This window comes from Curtobacterium sp. P97 (genome assembly GCF_023712445.1).
GTDB lineage: Bacteria > Actinomycetota > Actinomycetes > Actinomycetales > Microbacteriaceae > Curtobacterium.
In genome coordinates this window covers 235,724-255,692 of record NZ_JAMAYF010000005.1, presented here as the reverse complement: position 1 = coordinate 255,692, position 19,969 = coordinate 235,724, and the positions used below count along the sequence as shown (strand labels likewise).

General features: G+C 69.7%; 14 protein-coding genes. 5 read left to right on the top strand and 9 right to left on the bottom strand.

Going from position 1 to position 19,969, the window contains the following annotated elements:
* Positions 1-20: 20 nt before the first annotated feature.
* A complete protein-coding gene (locus tag M3677_RS07635) occupies positions 21-2,111 on the bottom strand; it encodes a nuclease-related domain-containing DEAD/DEAH box helicase (protein ID WP_251160175.1) in 2,091 nt (696 codons plus the stop codon).
* 180 nt (positions 2,112-2,291) lie between these two features.
* On the opposite strand from M3677_RS07635, the gene M3677_RS07630 reads away from it, so the two are divergent.
* From M3677_RS07630 to M3677_RS07620, 3 genes are all read left to right on the top strand, one after another.
* The gene (locus M3677_RS07630; protein WP_251160174.1) at positions 2,292-2,612 is read left to right on the top strand and encodes a nucleotide pyrophosphohydrolase; all 321 of its coding nucleotides are present in this window, start codon (positions 2,292-2,294) and stop codon (positions 2,610-2,612) included.
* Complete coding sequence (locus M3677_RS07625) at positions 2,599-4,320, top strand: DNA/RNA helicase domain-containing protein (RefSeq protein WP_251160173.1); 1,722 nt, start codon at positions 2,599-2,601, stop codon at positions 4,318-4,320. The genes M3677_RS07630 and M3677_RS07625 overlap by 14 nt, the downstream gene beginning before the upstream one ends.
* Positions 4,321-4,398: 78 nt before the next feature.
* Positions 4,399-5,433 (top strand): HIRAN domain-containing protein, encoded by a 1,035-nt coding sequence (locus tag M3677_RS07620; RefSeq protein WP_251160172.1) that lies wholly within the window; start codon positions 4,399-4,401, stop codon positions 5,431-5,433.
* Positions 5,434-6,115: 682 nt separating this feature from the next.
* Here the strand turns inward: M3677_RS07620 and M3677_RS18380 are convergent.
* Entirely contained in the window at positions 6,116-7,288 is a 1,173-nt protein-coding gene (locus tag M3677_RS18380) for an HNH endonuclease (RefSeq protein WP_251160171.1), read from the bottom strand.
* 452 nt (positions 7,289-7,740) lie between these two features.
* Here M3677_RS18380 and M3677_RS07610 point away from each other — a divergent pair, with 452 nt between their 5' ends.
* Positions 7,741-11,226, top strand: a complete 3,486-nt coding sequence (locus M3677_RS07610) for a TM0106 family RecB-like putative nuclease (RefSeq protein WP_251160170.1) — start codon at positions 7,741-7,743, stop codon at positions 11,224-11,226.
* A gap of 20 nt (positions 11,227-11,246) precedes the next feature.
* On the opposite strand, the gene M3677_RS07605 is transcribed toward M3677_RS07610, so the two are convergent.
* The 4 genes from M3677_RS07605 to M3677_RS07590 all read right to left on the bottom strand — a co-directional run bounded on the left by M3677_RS07605 (position 11,247) and on the right by M3677_RS07590 (position 14,914).
* Positions 11,247-12,017: a hypothetical protein gene (locus tag M3677_RS07605; protein ID WP_251160169.1), complete on the bottom strand. Its 771-nt coding sequence runs from the start codon at positions 12,015-12,017 to the stop codon at positions 11,247-11,249.
* Positions 12,018-12,477: 460 nt separating this feature from the next.
* Complete coding sequence (locus tag M3677_RS07600) at positions 12,478-12,918, bottom strand: SseB family protein (RefSeq protein WP_251160168.1); 441 nt, start codon at positions 12,916-12,918, stop codon at positions 12,478-12,480.
* Between the two features lie 181 nt (positions 12,919-13,099).
* Complete coding sequence (locus tag M3677_RS07595) at positions 13,100-13,891, bottom strand: SDR family oxidoreductase (RefSeq protein WP_251160167.1); 792 nt, start codon at positions 13,889-13,891, stop codon at positions 13,100-13,102.
* A 126-nt stretch (positions 13,892-14,017) separates the two neighbouring features.
* On the bottom strand, positions 14,018-14,914 hold the full coding sequence (locus M3677_RS07590; protein ID WP_251160166.1) for an HNH endonuclease family protein: 897 nt from the start codon (positions 14,912-14,914) through the stop codon (positions 14,018-14,020).
* Between the two features lie 94 nt (positions 14,915-15,008).
* Here M3677_RS07590 and M3677_RS07585 point away from each other — a divergent pair, with 94 nt between their 5' ends.
* Positions 15,009-15,788 carry an aldo/keto reductase gene (locus M3677_RS07585; RefSeq protein ID WP_251160165.1) on the top strand — a complete coding sequence of 260 codons (780 nt, stop codon included), beginning with the start codon at positions 15,009-15,011 and terminating at the stop codon, positions 15,786-15,788.
* Between the two features lie 19 nt (positions 15,789-15,807).
* Here the strand turns inward: M3677_RS07585 and M3677_RS07580 are convergent, their stop codons facing one another.
* Genes M3677_RS07580 through M3677_RS07570 form a run of 3 tightly spaced genes read right to left on the bottom strand, consistent with a single transcriptional unit; the run spans position 15,808 to position 19,896 of the window.
* Positions 15,808-16,224 carry a PIN domain-containing protein gene (locus tag M3677_RS07580; RefSeq protein WP_251160201.1) on the bottom strand — a complete coding sequence of 139 codons (417 nt, stop codon included), beginning with the start codon at positions 16,222-16,224 and terminating at the stop codon, positions 15,808-15,810.
* Positions 16,224-16,520, bottom strand: a complete 297-nt coding sequence (locus tag M3677_RS07575; RefSeq protein WP_251160164.1) for a hypothetical protein — start codon at positions 16,518-16,520, stop codon at positions 16,224-16,226. The genes M3677_RS07580 and M3677_RS07575 overlap by 1 nt, the downstream gene beginning before the upstream one ends.
* Before the next feature lie 55 nt (positions 16,521-16,575).
* Positions 16,576-19,896 (bottom strand): DEAD/DEAH box helicase, encoded by a 3,321-nt coding sequence (locus tag M3677_RS07570; RefSeq protein ID WP_251160163.1) that lies wholly within the window; start codon positions 19,894-19,896, stop codon positions 16,576-16,578.
* Positions 19,897-19,969: the final 73 nt, after the last annotated feature.

Sequence of the window (19,969 nt, the reverse complement as noted above, 5' to 3'; positions counted from 1 at the left end):
AGCGGGAGCCCGGCCGTCGGTCAGCGGCTCGCGCGGGTCTTCCCGAGCGATCCGACCCACAGCCCGTCACGGGCCCGGGTCATCCCCACGTACAGCTCCCGCCGATCGAGCTCGCGCCGTTCGCGATCTGCGACCGACTCGGTTTCCGGCGCATCCGCGAGGAGCTTCGCCGGGACGTGGGGCAGGAGCACCTGCTTGAACTCGAGGCCCTTCGCGCGCTTGATCGTGCCGACCCGGATCTGCTTCGAGCTCTTGCCGGCGTAGTACTTGAGTGAAACCGAAGGCACACCAGCCGCGTCGAGCACCGCCCGGACCTTGTCGGCCTGCGGGTTCGTCGCCGTCAGGATCCCGACGTCGCCGTGGCCCGTCCCGACGAGCCGGAGGACCTGCTCGACCCGCGCGAGCAACGCTGCGTCGTGCGCGTCACGATCGGCGAAGTGGTGGACTCCGGGCTGCTCGCCGGAGCGCGACACCGCAGACACCGCGTCACCGGCCCCGTCGATGCCCTCGATGTCCATGAACTGGTCGTCCGTCACCATCTGCTTCGCGAAGTCGAGGATCTCGGCGGTGTTGCGGTGGTTGACGTCGAGCACGACCCCGCGGCCCGTGAGGCTGATGCCGACCTCGCCGAGGGTGTAGCCGCCGGGGTAGATCGTCTGCTGCCCGTCACCGATCAGGGTCAGGCCGTCGGGGCGGTCGCCGACGAGGGCGTGCAGGAGCGAGACCATCGCGCACGACAGGTCCTGGGCCTCGTCGACGATGACCGCGTCGTAGCGGTCGAGGGGCAGTTCACGGAGCGCATCGCGCGCGAGGAGCACCGTGTCCTCGAAGTCGCAGACGCCCCGACGGCGGAGGTTCGACGAGTACGCCTCGTACAGGTCCCAGACCGCCTGGCGGACCTCGACGGGCAGCGCGTGCTTCCGGCCCACGCGGGCGAGGTCGGCGTACTCGTCGAAGCGCGTCAGACCGCGACCCTTGATGACGTAGGCGACCTCGTCCTCCCAGTAGCGGCGCGTGAAGCGCGCCGCCTTCAGCGGACTGGACGCGCTGATCACGTTCCACGCATCGGAGAACGCGCGCTGTGCCTCCAGGGTGTCGATCGCGAAGGTGACCCCGCGCTCCTTCAGGAGACGGTTGGCGAAGGCGTGGACGTTGACGAAGTCGACGCGGCCGACCATGTCGGGTGCGAGCCGCTCGAGCAGTGACTCGAGGACCGCGGGAAGAGTGCGGATGTAGGTGGTGAAGAGGACGCGACCACCGGTGGCGCGCGCGAGGTAGGCGGCGCGGTGCAGGCCGACCACGGTCTTGCCGGTGCCGGCGGCACCGCGGATGCGAGCGGGGCCGTTGAAGTTGCGGCGGACGAGCTTGGCCTGAGCGGGGTCGAGGAATGCCATCCAGTCCTCGATGGGTGCTTCGAGAACGCCGTCGAGGAGGTGGTCGACTGTTTCGTCGTCGAGCGTCGGAACCTGCTCACGGGGGAGTACCGGTGCGGGGACGACGAGCTGCTGCGCCGCCGCCGGTGCCTCGCCGATGACGGGGAAGTGCTCGAGGAGCGCGGCGAGGACCTCGTCGACGCGCTTCGCGGAGAGCCGTGCGCCGCGCTTCGTGATGTGTCCGATCAGGTCGTGTACGCCGACGATGTCGACGGAGGCAACCCTGGCGTGCATCTTCTTCTGGCCGGCGAGGGCGGCGACCGCGTGGACCTCGCCAGGCGCGAGACCGATGTCCACGAGGGCGGCCTCGGTGCTGTACGCGAGGTCGGCGAGGCGGGCGATGTCGTCGGTGACGTCCTCCTGGCCGCGGGTGATGCGGTCGTTGTGGACGGCGACGTCGCGCCATGCCTTGGTGTCGACGATGAAGACGCCGGAGCGGCCGACGACGACCATGTCGACCTGGGCGGTGCGGCTGCCGGGCCAGCGGCGGTCGGCGAGGAGGTGGTAGCCGATGCCGGCGAGTGGGGCGAGTATCCGAGCGGTCTCGCTCTCGGTGCGTTCGGCGATCTCGTAGCGGGAGGCGCGTTGCTCGGCGTCGTCAGCGCGGCGGCGGTGCTCGGCTGCGAGGCTTCGCTGGCGGCGGGCTTCAGCGCCTGCCGATTCTCCGGCCATCGTCATGGTGCGTTCCCCGGGGATCCTGTGCGTCGCAGCGCGCGTCGTCCCCTGGGCGTGCGGTGCTGAACCATCCTCGTGGATGTGGGGCGCGCGGGGTCAGTACCCGTTTGGGGTGCAAGTGAGTTGCGCTCTGGTGCTCAACGGAGATGCTGTCCGCGACGTCCGCGCTGCTACCGTCTCGGCATGGCCGAAGACGAACTCCAGGAAGAACTCCGCGCGTTCGTCCGAGAACGCGAATGGGCGCAGTTCCACACCTCGGAGAACCTCGCGAAGAGCATCTCGATCGAAGCGGCGGAGCTGCTCGAGTGCTTCCAATGGGATGCGGAGGGTGACGAGTCGCGGGTGCGCGGCGAGCTTGCGGACGTCCTCACGTACTGTTTTCTCTTGGCCGACCGGGTCGGTGTCTCGCCCGACGCTCTCATCCGGGAGAAGCTCGCCGTGACGCGGACCAAGTACCCGGTTGAGCGATCTCGAGGGCGGAGCACCAAGTATGACCGGCTTTGACATCGAGAAGCTGCCCTTCACCGCCGAGCATCTTCGGTCTTGGCGAGACGTCGACCATCGCTTCATCAACTGGCCGGTCGTGTACATCCTCGATGACGGGAAACGGGTCTACGTCGGGGAGACGTTGAACACGGCCGCCCGCATGCGTCAGCACCTGGACTCCCCTGAGCGCGGAGCGCTGAAGGCGGTTCGCCTCGTGCTCGATGACACCTTCAACAAGTCCGTCTGCCTCGATCTTGAGTCGCAACTCATCGCTCTGCTCGCCGCAGACGGCAAGTACACGGTCTTGAACAGCAACAAGGGGATCGTCGACGCCGAGTACTACGACCGGCCTCGTTACCGCGAGACGTTCCGGGAAATCTTCGATGCCCTGCGGCGTCAGGATGTGTTCACGCGGAGCTTGCCAGAGATCGAGAACCGGGAACTCTTCAAGCTGTCACCGTTCAAGGCCCTCAATCGTGATCAAGCGGTCGTGATGGAGGACATCCTCGAGGGCCTGTTCGACGATTGGGAGCTCGATGCAGCTGCGCCGATCGCAGTTCAGGGTGACCCCGGCACGGGCAAGACCATCGTCGCGGTCTACCTCCTCAAGCTCCTCCGTGACATCGCTGCAGGAAAGGGATTCGACGATCTCGAGAGCGACGCGCTGTTCTCCGACTTCTTCACCGAGGAGAATCGCAACCGCTTGAGCAGCGCGCGGCTCGGGCTCGTCGTGCCGCAGCAGGCACTGCGCGCATCGCTCAAACGCATCTTTGCGAAGACCCCGGGGCTCGACAAGGGGATGGTTCTGACACCGTTCGAGGTGGGGCAGAGCGATGAGCGATGGGACCTGCTCGTCGTGGACGAGTCTCATCGGTTGAATCATCGAGCCAACCAAGCTTCCGGCATGCAGAACAAGAACTTCGGCGAGATCAACCGGAAGCTCTTCGGTGAGGACGCGGACCACCTGACCCAGGCCGACTGGATCCGTAGACAGAGTCGGCACCAGATCTTCCTGATCGACTCCGACCAGAGTGTCCGACCGGCCGACCTCCCGCAGAGCACGCAGAGGGCACTCATCGCAGGGGCTCGCGAAGCGGATCGCCACTACCGGCTCTTCACACAGATGCGAGTGCGAGGTGGCTCGGATTACGTGTCGTTCGTTCGCGGGTTGCTCCGTGGTGAGCAGCGGGAGCGAGCGGACTTCGGCGACTACGAGCTGCGCTTCTTCGACGACCTGGGGGAGATGCACGAGGCAATCCGTGCACGCGACGCCGAGGTGGGGCTCGCACGCCTCGTGGCCGGGTACGCATGGGAATGGAAGAGCAAGAACGACGCGGACGCCTACGACATCGAAATCGACGGGCAACGCCTGAGGTGGAACCAGACGCAGAAGGACTGGATCACGTCAGCGGGCGCGTTGGAGCAAGTCGGTTCGATCCACACTGTGCAGGGCTACGACCTGAACTACGCGGGAGTCATCATCGGCCCGGACCTGCGCTTCGATCCGGAGACCCAGCGGATCGTGTTCGATCGGACGAACTACTTCGACAAGAAGGGCATGGAGAATAATCCGCGCCTCGGTATCGCGTACTCGGACGACGACATCCTTCGGTTCGTGTCCAACGTCTACGCGGTCCTCATGACGCGAGGAGTGCTCGGGACGTACGTTTACGTCGTAGACCCAGCTTTGCGCGAGCGGCTGCGAGAGGCCATGCGGGACGGGTGAGTCGAGCTCGCCGTCCACAGAACAAGCCACCAATGCTGGGGGCGGCTGAAGGGAGGCATGACTCACTATGGTGAGGTCGTGAACAGTTCCCTCTACGCCGTCCCCAACGCCACGTGGCCAAATCTCGAGGTGGCAGGGGAGTCGCAGTACGAAGCGTCCATCCGTGCCCTACTTGGGCGCCTGGCCAAGGACCAGGACAAGGAGTTACAGACCGAGGCGCTCCTTGTTCCAGAGCCCGACAACCCCTATGATTCGCGCGCGATCAGCGTACGGGTCCAGGGCGCGGTAGTGGGGTACCTGACTCGCGCGGACGCCCGAGCATTCGCTCCGATCCTGCACCGACTTGCCGCGTCGGGAGTGACTGCGGTCGTTCCCGCAAGAGTTTGGGGCGTATTGCGCGATGACTGGGAGGGCAAGGGAACCCGCTTCCACTCGAATGTTCGAGTAGCGCTTCCAGAACCGCACCTCATCGTGCCGCTGAATGACGGCCCATCCGAGCCGTACTCGATCCTGCCCTGGGGGTCGGGGTTGCAGGTTACGGGTGAGGAAAAGCACTTTGACGTTCTCGCTCCATTTGCCGGTCAAGCGGACCGGTCTTTGTTGCTGGTAACGCTGCATCGAGGAAGCGAGGAGAAGGCGCGTGGTGGGCAGCGCGAGTTCATCGAAGTACGTGTGAACGGGCAGCGGGTTGGGGAGCTGAGTACTCAGTCGTCTCGGCACTACTTCGCGCTCGTTGACCACCACGCCGCGAAGGGCCTCACCGTCGCAGCATGGGCACACCTCAAAGGCTCAGCTCTTGCCGCGGAGGTCGTGCTGCAGGCTTCGAAGGCCAGCGAAGTTGAGAATTCATACTTGGATGGTGACGCCCGGACAATGGCACAACTCGTTGCACCCGCGGCCAGCTACGATGTTCCACCGTCCTACACTGGACTCCCTCGCTCGGCGTCTCCGCAACGGACCGAGGCGACCCCGAGGAAAGCGCCGGGAACCGCGCCGTCGGCCGGGAAGAAGCAAGTAGCTGCGGCAGCGAAATCGGGATGTGCCGTGGTAGGCGTGGGGCTCCTCAGCCTCGGTGGTGGCCTGGTGACCGCGGTCCATCAGTTTCTCAGCTGATCTCGCTCTGGTCATTGTCCGCCACGCTGTGGTCACGACCGCTTCCGCGGACTGTGCAGGCCGCGCCCTGGGCTGACCGGAACGTCAATTCCCCTCGGAGGTGCCGCTGCGTCTCGGACAAGCTCGCAACCGTGGCCGGTGTCCCTCGCCGTTCAGTCCGATGTGCTCGCTCTTCCTCGCTGCCGGCCTTTCACCGCTCGCGACGCTGCGGCTCGCCCGGTTACGCTGGCGCGGCGGAGCGAGCATCGAGTGGCGCATCGCGTTGGCGTCACACCGGCCGGTTCGGGGACCCGAAGGCGTCGAAAAAACAGAGCAGTGCGACGCAGCGGAGCGCGGAAGCGGATCGGCGCTCGAGGGGTGATTCGCTCAAGCAAGTTCATACGTCAGCCGGCTGCCGAGCCCCGGTACGCGGACCACGCCGCCGCCGCCGCCCGGGCGGCGGCGCTCAACGGCGTCTACGCGCAATGTCCGGTGAGCCCCATCTGGGGTTAGTCAAGGGGATAGCTTTCTTGGCGGCAGATGTCAGAGTGCAGGCCATCCAGCACGACCATTCTGATTGGAGAGCGCCCCGCGAGGTGCTCGACTTCGCTGCTAAGGGTCGGGTAGACATCGCCCGCCAATGCGAGGTGTTGAGGGAGGGGTGTCTCATCGGCTTCTGTGGCCGTTGATCGGTGACGCCCCGCTAGGACGTGGCAGACCAACGTTCCCATGCATCCTCCAGAGCCTTCCTGCTGGGCTGAAGCGGGAGATGGCTGAGGTTGCTCCGGATCACCCGCGACTGGCCCTTGTTTTGCTGAGCCCTGAACACCACCTCGGTTGTCAGGGGTTCGAAGGCGTACCATCCCGCGTCGTACATTCGGTGGTGATTGCTGCAGAGCGGGATCCCATTGCGGGCGTCATCGGAGCCCTGTAAGGCTTTAGCGCGGATGTGTGCGGCTTCGATGACGGGCTCCGCGTCGAGGTCGCACACAGCGCAACGAGCTCCGTACCTCTGCAGTACTGCAAATGCAAATCGCGCTTGGTTCGGTCTTGCTTTGCGTCGTTGCCAACGAGTCTCGACGTCATCGATGACGAGCTCGAACTCGTCGTTCTCATCATTCCCAGGCTCTGGCGGAAGCGGATCATCGTCCAGGAACGTGATGAGTACCGAACCCCGCGCAATGTCGACGCTCTCGACGACTGCGCGGCGGACCGATCGGGACGCCGGTCGGGCACCCGGCAGGATTACGAACACCGGCATCGCCAGCTCGTAAGCACGAACGGTGGCCGTAATTTCCGCCTGATCTCTACCTTCACGCGTGGTCCGCGGCAGCCGGTAGATGACTCCGTGTACATTGCGCTCGTTAGCGTAGGCCTGTCCGAGATCGAGAAAGGAGACTGCAACGCCAGCGGGGGCGATCGCACTTTTCGTTGTGGCCACGTCGACATAGATTCCGCGCCCACCCGCTCGCAGGTGTAACGGTTCCAGTGCCCTCGGGAGGATGTCGTCCGGGGCTCCAGCAGCCTTCGCGGCGACCCACATGTCCTCGCGACGTCGTATCTCAGCGTTCCGAGCTGCCAGTCGTGGCAGGTCTATGCGGGAGGGATCGAAGCCGTCGGCTAGCGCCCAGACGCCGTCCGAACGAGCCTGCAACACTCCGCGTTCCACCAGCCGTTGTCGTTCAAAGCTGACGCGATTTCGCCACTTTGTTTCGAACTGCCTGGTGTTCTGGGGTGAGATGTCCTCTGTTGTCCACTGGCCGGCGTAAAGCACGTCGAGTGCGTCGAGTGCTTGGGCCCTCGTCGAGGAGCCTCCTACTCCAGCAAGGTAGGTGAGGAGCCGATCCCGGAGTGTCGAGTGGGAAGTGAGCGTCACTTTTACATCTTGCCTGCTATGTCTAAGCGCGGCAGCAGGTTGGAAGCGGGCCTCGTGCGCGTGCCTGGGTGTCGCATGTAAGAAGGCGACTGCAAATGGCTGGTAGGCCGCCAGCGTCCTGCTGCCGGGACCATCGTCGGCGAAGAGGATGGACGTCGTCCGGCAAGACAGTCTGGATAGACCGAGGTCCTCGCTGTCCGTGAAGTGCAGGAGCCGCAGGCCGGTGGGGCTCCGAGTGAGGTGCTCGTCGTGCGACCCTGGGAGACGCTGAGGTAGCTGCCGGCGGCCGGGCAGCGCAATCCGCTGACCTGTCGTCCTGGCGGCTTGACGCAGCGAAGCGGTCTTCTTTCTTAGTGATCCCGGTGAGAGACATTGATGTCCCTCTGGTCGGAGGCCGGCCTGTCGGGTCCCGCCCCTAGGCTCGGAGAGCACCAGACGACACGGGGGAGCGCATGCAGATCAGCACCGACGGGCAGGTCCTGCTCAGCCCGAGCGACCTCAGCACGTGGGCGACCTGCGAGTGGGCCTTCCTCCGCCGCCTCGACGCCAAGCTCGGCCGCGGCGGCCCACTGCCTGACGAGCATGACGACATGCTCGAGCGCACCGCACGCCTGGGGGACCAGCACGAGCTCGACTACCTCGAGATCCTCAAGCAGACCCGCGAGGTCATCGAGTTCGACCGTCCCGCACCACAGGACTACGCCCGAGCCGCGGAACAAGCGAGAAGCGCGTTTAACAATGGCGCTGACGTCCTCTACCAACCGACCTTCCACGAGCCGCCCACCCCCGACCGCCCGGGCTTCATCGGCTTCGCCGACTTCATCCTCCGCAACGACCAGGGCGCCTACGAGGTCTACGACACCAAGCTCGCCCGCCATGCCAAGATCAGCGCCCTCCTCCAGCTCGCCGCCTACGCCGAGCAGATGCAGGCGCACGGCATCCCCACCGGCGAACAGGTCCACCTCGTCCTCGGCGACCGCACCACGACCACGCACGACCTCGCCGACATCGCCCCGGTGTACCGCACGCAGCGCGCCGAGCTCGAACGGGTCATCGCCGAGCGGATGCAGGAGCACGAGCAACTGCAGTGGGGCGACCCCCGCTACTCCAGCTGCGGCCGCTGCACCATCTGCCAGACCCAGGTACAGCAGCACCGCGACCTGGTCCTCGTCGCCGGCATGCGCCTCGACCAACGGACGAAGCTGATCCGGCAGGGGGTGCGGACGATCGACGACCTGGCGGACCGCACCGCGGCGGTGCCCGGCATGTCGCGGTCGACGCAAGATCGGCTGGTGCGTCAGGCGCGCCTCCAGACCGAGACCGAAGCCGAGCAGCAAGCAGGCCAAGTCAACAAGACCAAGCCGCGCTTCGAACTCCACGACCCCCGCGCCCTCGACGCGATCCCCGCGCCCGACCCCGGTGACGTCTTCTTCGACTTCGAGGGCGACCCCCTCCACACCGAGGACGGCGTCCACTGGGGCCTCGACTACCTGTTCGGCCTGGCCGACGACCGCGCCGGCTTCACCGCCTTCTGGGCGCACACCATCCGCGACGAGCGCCAGGCACTGGTCGACTTCCTCGCGTTCATCAAGGAGCGCCGGGCCCAGCACCCGGGCATGCACGTCTACCACTACGCCGCGTACGAGCGGACGCACCTGCTGTCCCTCGCCGCCCGGCACGGCGTGGGGGAGGACGACGTCGACGACCTGCTCCGCGCCGGCGTCCTCGTCGACCTGTACCCGATCGTCCGCAAGGCCCTGGCGGTCGGCAGCCGCAGCTACTCGATCAAGAAGCTCGAGCCGCTGTACATGGGCGAGGACCTCCGCCTCAGCGACGTCACGAACGCCGCCGACAGCATCACCGCGTACGTCGAGGCGATCGAGGAACTCCGGAACGGCGACCCCGCGACCGGCCAGCGCATGCTCGACGAGGTCGCCGACTACAACGCCTACGACTGCCGCTCGACCCTGCGGCTCCGCGACTGGCTGCTGTCGCTCCGGCCGCCGCAGTCGGAGCCCGTGACCGACGAGGCCGAACTCCTCCCGCCGATCCCCGTCGAGCGCGAGCCGAACCCCGTGTACACGGCGCTCGCCGCGCAGATCGCGGACGTCGACCCCCTCGACCGCGACGCCGACCAGACCGCCCTGGCGCTCGCGGCCGCCGCGATCGACTACCACCGCCGCGAGGCCAAGACCTTCTGGCAGGACCACTTCGACCGCCTCCGTAATCCGGTCGACGACTGGGCGGACACGCGAGACGTCCTGGTCATCGAGCGCGCCTCCGTCGAGCGGGACTGGGACACGCTGCCGCGTGCCCGCTCGCAGTCGCGCGAGATCCGCCTGTCCGGGACGCTCGCGCCCGGGTCGCGGATCCGGCCGGGAGGCACGCCCCACCTCGTCTACGACGACCCACTCCCGCCGTCGGTCACCGCTCCGGCTCCGGGTTCGAAGGGCGCGTCGGCCCGCGCGGTCGTGCTGGAAGCGGCGGACAACGGCGACGCCTTCGAGGTCCTGGTGAAGGAGAGCCTGCCCGTTGGCGGCGGGGAACCGCACCACGATTTCCCGGTCGCCCTCGCACCGGCCGCCCCACCGCGGGCGAAGCCGCAGCCCGAGGCGATCGCCGAGTGGGGCCAGGAGGTCCTCGACGCCCTGCCGTCGATGCTGCCCGACGCGGCGCTCGACCTGCTCCGCCGGGTGCCGCCGCGCGGTGCGCTCGCCCCGGTCGCCGGGGACGACACCGTCTCAGCCGTCGTCACGACGCTGCTCGGGCTCGACCGGTCGTACCTGGCGATCCAGGGCCCTCCCGGCACGGGCAAGACGTACGTCGGATCGAACGTCGTCGCGCGGCTCGTCCGCGAGCACGGCTGGCGCGTCGGGGTCGTCGGCCAGTCCCACGCGACCTCGGAGAACTTCCTGTCGTCGGTGGTCCGCGCCGGCGTGCCCGCAAACCGTGTCGTGAAGGTGCCGAAGTCCGGTGCGACCGAGGACGAGCTCGAGGCCGCCGCCTGGACGCCGGTGAAGAACAACGCCGCCGTCTCGGCGTTCCTGTCGTCGTGCGCCGAGACCGGCACCGGGGGAGTCGTCGGCGGGACCGCGTGGACCTTCGCGAACGAGGGCACGATCCCGCGACGCTCCCTCGACCTGCTCGTGGTCGACGAGGCCGGGCAGTTCTCGCTCGCCCCGACCATCGCGTCGTCGATCGCCGCGCAGCGCCTGCTCCTGCTCGGCGACCCGCAGCAGCTCCCGCAGGTGTCGCAGGGGTCGCACCCCGAGCCGGTCGACCAGTCAGCGCTCGGGTGGCTGGCGGACGGGGAACACGTGCTCCCGCCGGAGTTCGGCTACTTCCTCGCACACACCCGCCGCATGGAGCCCGCGCTGACAGCATCGGTCTCGGGGCTGTCGTACGACGGGCAGCTGACGTCGATCGTCAGCGGGCGGGACCTCGCCGACCTCGAGCCGGGCGTCCACCCGGTGCCGGTCGTGCACAGCGGGAACACGACGTCGTCGGAGGAAGAGGCTGCACGGGTCGTCGAGCTCGCCCAGAACCTGATCGGCCGCCTGTGGGTCGACGGCGAGGTGACTCGGTCGTTGACGGACGAGGACGTGATCGTCGTCGCGCCGTACAACGCGCAGGGCGCCCTGATCCGCGAGGTCCTCGACCGCGTCGGACTCCGCGGCACCCAGGTCGGCACGGTCGACATGTTCCAGGGGCGCGAGGCCGTGGTGTCGATCACGTCGCTCGCGGCCTCGAGTGCGGCGGACATCCCGCGCGGACTCGACTTCCTGCTCATGCCGAACCGGCTCAACGTGGCGCTGTCCCGGGCGCAGTGGGCGGCCTACCTCGTCTACTCGCCCGCGCTCACGACGGGGTTGCCCCCGTCGATCAGCGGATTGTCGCTGCTGTCCCGCTTCATCGAGCTGGTCGATCCGCCCCGCTGACACCAGCAGGGCGACAACGGTCAGCCGGCCTGGACCGTGCCGACCGCCGAGCTGTAGCTGGCGGTCGCGCCGAACCGCGCCCCGATGATCGTGACCGACCATGCGCTCCGATCCGGCGCGACCGAGTACAGGACCCGCGCGCCCGCCGGGATCGGCGCCAGTCCCGTTCCGTCCACCAGGGCGATCCGCGCCGGATCGCTCGCCGTCGTGAGCTCGGTCGGGTAGTTCCCGGCGCCGAACCGTCCCTCCAGGACGTACGCGAGGGTCCCGGCGCCCATGGCGACCGCGGACCGCTCGGTGTCGAAGCTCGTCGGCTCGGGAACCGCGGGCGCCTGCGGGGCAGCAGCCTCGGCCGGGGCCGGAGCCGCTCCCTGCTCCGTGCTGTCGCCCGCCGCTGCTGGCTCCGGTGCAGCTTCTACCGGTACCTGGTCCTCGGGAGTGGGACCGGCAGGCACCGCATCGGGCGAGGACACCGCCATCGGGAAGCCGGGGTCGAACACCTGCCCCTCGTGCGATGCCGGCAGCGAGAGCACGGGCCACTGCACCCCGACGGTGGAGAGCCCGAACGCGAGCACCGCGTAGGCCATGAGCGCCGTACCGACGGTGCCGAGCATGATCGCGCCGCGGCCGAACGCGCGCGCGACGCTGCCGAAGCGGCTCCGGTCGGTCACGAGACGGCGTCCGATGACGATGGCTGTGACACCGATGGTCGATGCGATGAACCCGCTCTGGACCCCGGCCTCCTGCGGCTCGGCGAGTGCCATGACGAGGCTGCCGAGTCCGAGGAACATCGCCAGGGCCGCCCAGGCCCACGGTCGGGTGGCTCGCCGTGCGCCTCGGGGCGGCTCGGCGGTCAGGAACGCGGACCTCGGCCGTCGCGGCGGCGGCCCGGACGGTGCGTCGGCGAAGTACCCCGGAGGAGACCAGTCACGTGGTCCCGGACCGCCCAGTGGCATCGTCGTCCCCTCGTTCTTCGTTCAACGACGGTCCGAGTCTGGCTGTCGGTCTCGAGTTGAGCGATCCCCAGAACTGGGTGGGTGCCGGGTTCGACACGGGGCGTGTCGAGGGCTCCCGAGTCCACGACGGTCCCGTCCGGAAGCGGACCGCCGGACCGCGTCGCCGGCAGCGGACGTGGCGTGACGATCTCGGTTCGCGTTCGCCGGGGATCGTGAACCAGGATCGTCAGCCGCAGATCGCAGCCAGCAAGTCCGCCAGGCCAGTCCCCGGCGGGCCGACCTGGTCGGCAGTGGCCTAGCCCTGGGTGGAGTCCTCGGCCTCGGTGTCGTCGTCGCGGGGGATCTCGCCGCGCATCTGCGCCCGGATCCCCGCGAGCACGTCGGCGTGCAGGAAGTTGGCGTCCTCGGCGCTGGTCGGGTCGACGACGATGCCGAACTCCTCGGGCACCGCGGTCACGAGCTCGGCCATGCGGACCGGACGGGCCTCGGTGCCGGGAACGCCCTCGGTGAGTTCGGCGGGGTCGGTGAACACCGGGACGAACGGCAGGTCGCGGATCATCACGTGGGCGATGCTCCCGCCCTCGGGGTCACCCGCGGGCTTCCACGGCACCCACGCGGCACTGCCGAGGAACCCCTGCGCGGAGGATGCCATGCGGCGCCGCAGGGCTCCGGCGGGCGACTCGGTCCTGCCGGCACCGGGGCCGAACGCCGACCCGCTCGTGTCGTTGCTGCTCATGGGGTTCCCTCCGCCGTGGTGTGCCCGGCAATGCTCCCACGTGGTGCGGGCGGAACCGAATGCGGCACCGTCACAGCCAGCTCCCCACCGGACGCGATCGGCGTTGCGGCGGTGGGGCGTGCCTCCAGACCGACGACGGCGCCCGACCCACGAGGTGGGCCGGGCGCCGGACGGACCACGCTCAGTACTTGGCCGACTGCCCGCCGTCGATCGGGACGACCGTCGCGTTGACGTACGAGGCGTCGTCGGACAGCAGGAAGGCGACGACGGCGGCGATCTCGGGGGCCTCACCGTAGCGCTTCGTGGGGTTGACCTGGATGAACTCCTCGGCGGCCTTCCGCGGGTTCTCCGCGTCGATCTGCTTCATCGAGTTCTCGACCATCGGCGTCCAGATCGCACCGGGGGCGATGGCGTTGATGCGGATGCCGTACTGGCCGTACTCCACGGCGGAGTTGCGGGTGAGGCCGACGACACCGTGCTTGGCGGCCGCGTAGCCGGACTGGTTGCCGATGCCGCGGATGCCACCGACGCTCGCGGTGTTCACGACCATGCCCGAGCCCTGCTCGCGCATGACGCGCAGCACCTTCTCGAGCCCGAGGAACACGCCACGGAGGTTGATCGACACGACCTTGTCGAACTCGGCGGCGGTGAAGGACTCGGTGGGGTTCTGCTTGCCCTCGATGCCGGCGTTGTTGAAGAAGCCGTCGATGCGGCCGAAGCGCTCGGTGGTGGCGGCGACGTAGGCGTCGACCTGGGCCTCGTCGGCGACGTCGGCGACGGTGGTGAGCACCTGGGCGTCGGGGGTCGCCTCGAGGACGGCGGCCTTCGTGGCCTCGAGTCCCTCGCTGGAGACGTCGACGAGCGACAGTTGCGCGCCCTCAGCGGCCAGGCGGACGGCGGTCGCGCGGCCGAGGCCGGAGCCGCCGCCGGTGATGAGGACGACGCGGTCGGTGAAGCGGGTGGTGGATGTCATGGATGGCCTCCTGCGGTCTTCGACGGTGAAGGGCTCGGGTCCAGCGGTGGGTCGACGAGTCCGTTCGATGCATCTGCATCGACAGCTCTAGGCTACACCTGTCGTTTTGCTCGGTCGGTCAGTCGCTCAGCAGCGCGCGAGCACCCGCTCCATCGCGTCGCGCTCCGCGGGCGCCACCCAGAGCCGGTACGTCGTCTTCACCGCGATCTGGTGCTCGACGTAGGTGCAGCGGAACGCCGTGTCCGCGGGCAGCCACGTCGCCGCGTCGCCCGAACGCTTCTGCGCGTTCGAGTGGCCGTCGACGGCGAACAGGTTCGCGGGATCGTTCGCCAGGGCTTCGCGCTGCTCCTGCGTCAGCTGCTGTGCGCCGGTGCGCCACGCGTTCTCGAGCGCGACGACGTGGTCGATCTGCACGAGGGTCGAGGTCCGGTTCCCGCGGACGAAGTCCACCCGCTCGCCGGTGTACGGGGAGACCAGCGTGCCACGCAGGACCTTGCAGGGCCCCTGCCGCTCGATGTCCGTCAGGTCGCGGGCGAGCACGTCGTTCCGGGTGTCGCAGCCGTTGTGGTCGACGTCGAGCCAGGCGGTGCCGAAGCGGGCCTCGCGGTCGTAGCCGGTCGCGGCGGCCTTGCCCTTCACCAGCAGGGCAGCGAGCTCGCTGCGGGCGGTCGCGGCTGCGGTCGCATCGGTCGGGCTGGTCGCGTCGGTCGGGCTGGGCGCCTCGGTCGCCTCGGTCGGGCTGGTCGGCTCGGTCGCGTCGACGGTCGGCCGGGAGGCGCCGCCCGCCTCGGGCCCACCGCCCGCGTCGGCCGTCGGTGCGGTGGTGATCGTCGGTGCGGCCGTCGACGAGGACGTCCCGTCCGCGGCGGCGTCGGCGTCCGCGTCGGTCACTCCGGTGGTGTGCAGCAGCCATCCGGCGAGGGCGACGACCGCGACGAGGCCGAGCGACGTCAGCGATGCCCGAGCCCTGCGGCGCGAGGAGGTGGAACGGGCGGAACGCGGACGGCGTTGACGGGACGTCATGGGGAGGCCTTCGGTGGTGCGGTGGAGCGGGCCCGGGTGGACCGTCCACGATCATCCCGTGCGGCACCGACGAACCAGGGCGTAGACACGGGGCATGACCGATCACGCGAACCCCTCCGTGCCCGTCACCGGTGGATCGATGCCGCTCCTCGGCTTCGGCACCTGGCAGATCCCCGACGCCGACGCTCCCGCCGCCGTGGGCGCTGCGCTCGAGGCCGGTTACCGCCACATCGACACCGCCACGGGCTACTCGAACCAGCGCGGCGTGGGGAAGGCGCTCGCCGACGCCGGCCTCGCCCGCGACGACGTCTTCGTCACCACGAAGCTCCCGCCGGACAACGCCGACCGGGTGCGCCAGACCATCGAGGAGAGCCTCGAGCAGCTCGGGCTCGACCACCTCGACCTGTGGCTCGTGCACTGGCCGCCGAACGGCGAGGCCCGACCCGACGTGTGGGAGCAGGTCGTCCAGGCGCAGGCCGACGGGCTGACCCGGGCGGTGGGCGTGAGCAACTACTCGCTCGCGCAGATCGACGAGCTGACCGACGCGACCGGGACGACCCCGGCCGTGAACCAGATCCGGTGGAGCCCCGCCGAGTACGACGCCGAGGTCGCCGCGGGGCTGCACGAACGTGGCGTGGTGCTCGAGGGCTACAGCCCGTTCAAGGCGAGCAACCTGCAGGACCCGACGCTCGTCGGGATCGCGGAGGCGCACGACGCCGACAGCGCGCAGGTCATCGTCGCGTGGCACGTGGCGCACAGGTTCGTCGTGATCCCGAAGTCGTCCAACCCGGAGCGCATCCGGTCGAACGCGCTCGGGGCGCACCTCGAGTTGACCGCCGACGAGGTGTCGCGGATCGACGGTCTCGCCGGCTGACCCGGTCGCGACGGCGGGCTCAGGTCGGGAACGGCCAGGGCCCGCCGTCGTCGTACGGCTCGGCGAGGTCGAGGCCCTCGGCCCGCGCGATGCGGCGGAGCTTCCGGTCGAAGCTGGCGAGCTGGCCGCGCACGGCCTTCGCCGTGACGAGGACGACCGCGTCCGGCATGCCGAGCCGGCGGCCGGCGCGCATGTCCGCCGCCCGGCGTGCGGTACGGCCCGTGACCGGGACGACCGACACGCCGAGTCGTTCGATGGTGCCGCGCTCACGGTCGGCGTGCCCACGGGACGCCGGTCGCACGAGCATCTCGGCGAGGGTCAGGGCCGAGGTGCAGAACTCGTCCCACGCGTGGTCCTCGACCAGGTCGTACGCCCGCTCGTGCAGGCCGTCGCCCTCGTCGAGCAGCGCGATCACGACGTTCGCGTCGAGGACCATCACCGTGCCGGCCGCCTCCGCCGATGCCCCTCGAACACGCTCGACCAGACGCCTCGGCTGCCGCCGAAGGAGCCGCCGAGCGTGACCTCGGTGCCGTTGCGCAGGCGGAAGGTGGACGTCGCCGTGGTGCCGTTGCGCCGGACCACTCCTGTTCGCGGCGGCGCGGGATCGGCGTGGGACTCGAGATCGGCGTGCGGCTCGACGTCCGGTCCAGCTGGAGTCGGTGTCAGCAGGCTCGCGACCGGGACCTGCGGAGCGGGACGGGGCTGGGCGGAGCGGCTGGTCTCGACGAACATGCGGCGACGGTACCGACGTGGGCGTCCGGACGCGAAGGAGTTCGTATGTCGCGGCTCAGGTGAGGAGCGAGCGGATGTCCTCGGCGGTCAGGTCGTCGGCGAACAGGGCGTCGTCGTCGATCATGGTCGCGAAGAGTTCGGCCTTCTTGGCGGCGAGGGCGAGGACCTTCTCCTCGATGGTGTCCTCGGCGATGAAGCGCTGCACGTTCACGGAGCGGGTCTGCCCGATGCGGTGCGTCCGGTCGACCGCCTGGGACTCGGCGGCCGGGTTCCACCAGGGATCGAGCACGAAGACGGTGTCCGCCTCGGTCAGCGTCAGCCCGAAGCCGCCGGCCTTGAGGGAGATGAGGAACGCCGGTGCCGCGCCGGTCCGGAAGCGGTCGATGACCTGCGGGCGCTTCCGGGTCGAGCCGTCGAGGTACTCGTACCCGATGCCTCGGGCGTCGAGTGCCTCGGCGACCATGCGCAGGAACGTGGTGAACTGGCTGAAGACCAGGGCGCGGCGGCCCTCGGCGGCGAGCTGCTCGAGCTCGTCGAGCAGCAGGTCGAGCTTCGCCGAGGGGATGGGATCCGCACCGGCAGCGACGTCGTCGTCGGCGTCGTGGTCCGTCTGCTGCACGAGTGCCGGCGACAGGGCGAGCATCCGGAGGAGGGTCAGCGACCGGAAGACGATCATCCGGTTGCGCGCCAGGTCGTCGATGAGGTCGAGGACCTTCAGGCGCTCCCGGTTGAGGGTCCGCTCGTACAGCGCGCGGTGCGCGGGGTCGAGCGTCACCCGGACGACCTGCTCCTGCTTCGGCGGCAGGTCGGCGGCGACGCTCTCCTTCGTCCGGCGGAGCATGAGCGGTCGGATCCGACGCCGGAGCCGGTCGGTGAGCTCCTTGCGGGCGTCCCCGCGCAGGTCGGGGGAGCCGAGCGGCTTGACGTAGTCGTCGCCGAACCGCGACCACGACGACAGCAGCCCGGGCGCGACGACGTGGAACAGCGCCCAGAGGTCGGTCAACCCGTTCTCGAGCGGGGTCCCCGTGACCGCGAACTTCACGGGCGCGGGCAGCTCGGCGGCGACCCGGTGCGTCTGCGACTGCGGGTTCTTCACGAACTGCGCCTCGTCGAGCACGAGCGCCGACCAGGACACCCCGGTGTACTCGGCGGCGTCGAGCCGGAGCAGTGCGTACGAGGTCACGACGACGTCGGACTCCGCCGCCGCTCGGGCGACCCGGGCGTGGTCCTTGAGCGAGGTCGCGGTGACGGCGGTCACCCGCAGGGAGGGGGTGAAGCGGGCTGCCTCGTCGGCCCAGTTGCCGACGACCGAGGTCGGCGCGACGACGAGGAACGGCGGAGCGTCCGGCTCGGACCTGCGGGCGGCGGCGATCATGGACAGCACCTGCAGGGTCTTGCCGAGGCCCATGTCGTCGGCGAGCACCCCGCCGATGCCGTGCTCCCGCAGGAACCGGAGCCAGGCGTAGCCGGCGTGCTGGTAGGGGCGGAGCTCGGCGTGCACGGTGTCCGGCACGGGGACCTCGTCCTGCGGTGCGGCGTCGAGCAGACCCGCTGCGATCCGCTGCCAGCGCTCGTCGTGCTCGGTCTCGTCGGCCAGCTGGTCGAACTCCGACCACAGTCCGGCCTGCAGCGGGGTCACCGTCAGGGCCTGGTCGGGTTCCCACTCGTCGAGCTCGCGCGCTTCCTCGATGAGTTCCTTGAGCCGGTCGAACGTCGGGTCGGCCAGCGACAGGTACGACCCGTCGATGAGCTTCAGGCGGCGGTCACGCTTCGCCAGCGCCCGGAGCAGCGGGGTGAACGGGATCTGCCGCCCGTTCACGGTGACGAAGATGCCGAGGTCGAACCAGTCGTGCTTCTCGGACGGCATCGTCGTGACGCGGATGTGCGGTCGCCCGGTCAGCCGCTCGTGGTCGCCGGGCTCGCCCTGCACGACCGTCCGGACACCGAGTGCGGGCAGGGCCGGCAGGAGTTCGGTCGCGAACACGGCGACGTCCGCACCGTCGACCGTGCCGTCCTCGAACCAGGCGAGACCGCCGCCGGGGCCGGTCGTCTCGGACTCGTCGGCGGCGTGCAGCCCGCTGAGGTCGGGGAGCGGCCCGTGCAGCGTGACCGGGTCCTTCCGTCCGTCGACGTGCCACCGCCACTGCAGGTGCAGGCGGTCGTCGGTCCGGGGTGCCCGGGCGGGTTCGAACGTCGCCGTCAGGACGAGCTCGGGCGGTGTCCGCTCGGGGAGTTCGACCGAGCCGTCGGAGCTGACGAGACCGAGCGCGCCGCGGAGCCGCGGCGACCAGTCGGCCAGGAACTCGTCGACGGCATCGGACGGCACGGTGATGCGCGCGCCCTCGACGAGCATGCGGCGCTGGTCCTCGGGGACCGGAGCCGGGGTCGGCGCGAGGGTGACGTGGAACTCGGGGCTCTCGCGGAAGGCGTAGACACCGTGGTCGCCGATCGTGCGCGCCGAGCCGTCGGGTACCGGGCGCCCGTCGACGACCGCACTCGCACCGATGACGAGCGCGCCGTCGTGCCGGGCTGCGTCGAGGAGTACGCGCGCGTCGCCGCCGAGGACCGCGCCGCCCTCGCGCTTGCCCGTCACGAAGGCGATCCCGAGTCCGGCTGCCTGCCGGAGCAGCGGCCAGAGCAGGGGGCTGCCGAAGTCGTCGAGGTGCACCCAGTCGCTCTCGCCGGGGAGCCCCGCGAGCTGCCCGGCGCGGTGCAGCGCGGAGAACTGCAGGAACCAGGCGTGCTGCTCGGGCGCGATGCCGAGCCGGTTCATCGAGTAGGGGAGCGTGCCCCAGGTGAGCTGCCCGCGGACCCAGTTGCCGGCGGCGCTGCGGGTCACCGGACGGACGCCGAGCCGGACGCTGCGGGCACGGGACGGCAGCGCCCGGCCGGCGGCGCGCGCACGGGAGGCGAGTGCGGCGGGGACCGCGTCGCGCAACTCGAACTGCAGACCCGTGGGGGTGCCCTGCGGGGCGACCGCCCGGTCGTCGTCACCGGCGAGGCGGGCGAGGTCGAGCCTCCAGTCCGGGGCGGGTGGTGGGGCGAGGGGAGCCGCTGCTCGGGGTTCGGCGGCGAGGGCACGCGCGTTGATGGTGAGGAGCGCGGCGGCGACGTGCTTGCAGTCGCCGCCGAGGGGGCAGGAACACGTGCTGCGGACGGGGCGGACGAACTCGCCGCGGGCGACGGTGGTCTCGACGCGGAGCTCGTACGGGTCGTCGGCGGAGCCGGAGACGGTCGCGGTGACCGTGCCGTCGTCGTCGTGCCAGGTGGCGTCCTCGACCAGGCCGGCGCGGACCACGTCGCGCGCGCGGCCGAAGGTCTGTGGCCCGACGAACCGGATGACGTCGACGGCGTCGATCATCGGGGCGGCGGGCACGGGTCCATCGTGCCAGGCGCCACCGACCTCCGCTGCTGGCCCTCCGCTGCTAGCGTGGGCGGGCGCCGGAGGG

What these genes read in the sequence shown, in the direction of transcription:
- M3677_RS07635 (WP_251160175.1), bottom strand. Translation starts at nt 2,111, where the DNA reads ATGACGATGGCCGGAGAATCGGCAGGCGCTGAAGCCCGCCGCCAGCGA.
- M3677_RS07630 (WP_251160174.1), top strand. Translation starts at nt 2,292, where the DNA reads ATGGCCGAAGACGAACTCCAGGAAGAACTCCGCGCGTTCGTCCGAGAA.
- M3677_RS07625 (WP_251160173.1), top strand. Translation starts at nt 2,599, where the DNA reads ATGACCGGCTTTGACATCGAGAAGCTGCCCTTCACCGCCGAGCATCTT.
- M3677_RS07610 (WP_251160170.1), top strand. Translation starts at nt 7,741, where the DNA reads ATGCAGATCAGCACCGACGGGCAGGTCCTGCTCAGCCCGAGCGACCTC.
- M3677_RS07605 (WP_251160169.1), bottom strand. Translation starts at nt 12,017, where the DNA reads ATGTTCCTCGGACTCGGCAGCCTCGTCATGGCACTCGCCGAGCCGCAG.
- M3677_RS07600 (WP_251160168.1), bottom strand. Translation starts at nt 12,918, where the DNA reads ATGAGCAGCAACGACACGAGCGGGTCGGCGTTCGGCCCCGGTGCCGGC.
- M3677_RS07595 (WP_251160167.1), bottom strand. Translation starts at nt 13,891, where the DNA reads ATGACATCCACCACCCGCTTCACCGACCGCGTCGTCCTCATCACCGGC.
- M3677_RS07590 (WP_251160166.1), bottom strand. Translation starts at nt 14,914, where the DNA reads ATGACGTCCCGTCAACGCCGTCCGCGTTCCGCCCGTTCCACCTCCTCG.
- M3677_RS07585 (WP_251160165.1), top strand. Translation starts at nt 15,009, where the DNA reads ATGACCGATCACGCGAACCCCTCCGTGCCCGTCACCGGTGGATCGATG.
- M3677_RS07580 (WP_251160201.1), bottom strand. Translation starts at nt 16,224, where the DNA reads ATGGTCCTCGACGCGAACGTCGTGATCGCGCTGCTCGACGAGGGCGAC.
- M3677_RS07575 (WP_251160164.1), bottom strand. Translation starts at nt 16,520, where the DNA reads ATGTTCGTCGAGACCAGCCGCTCCGCCCAGCCCCGTCCCGCTCCGCAG.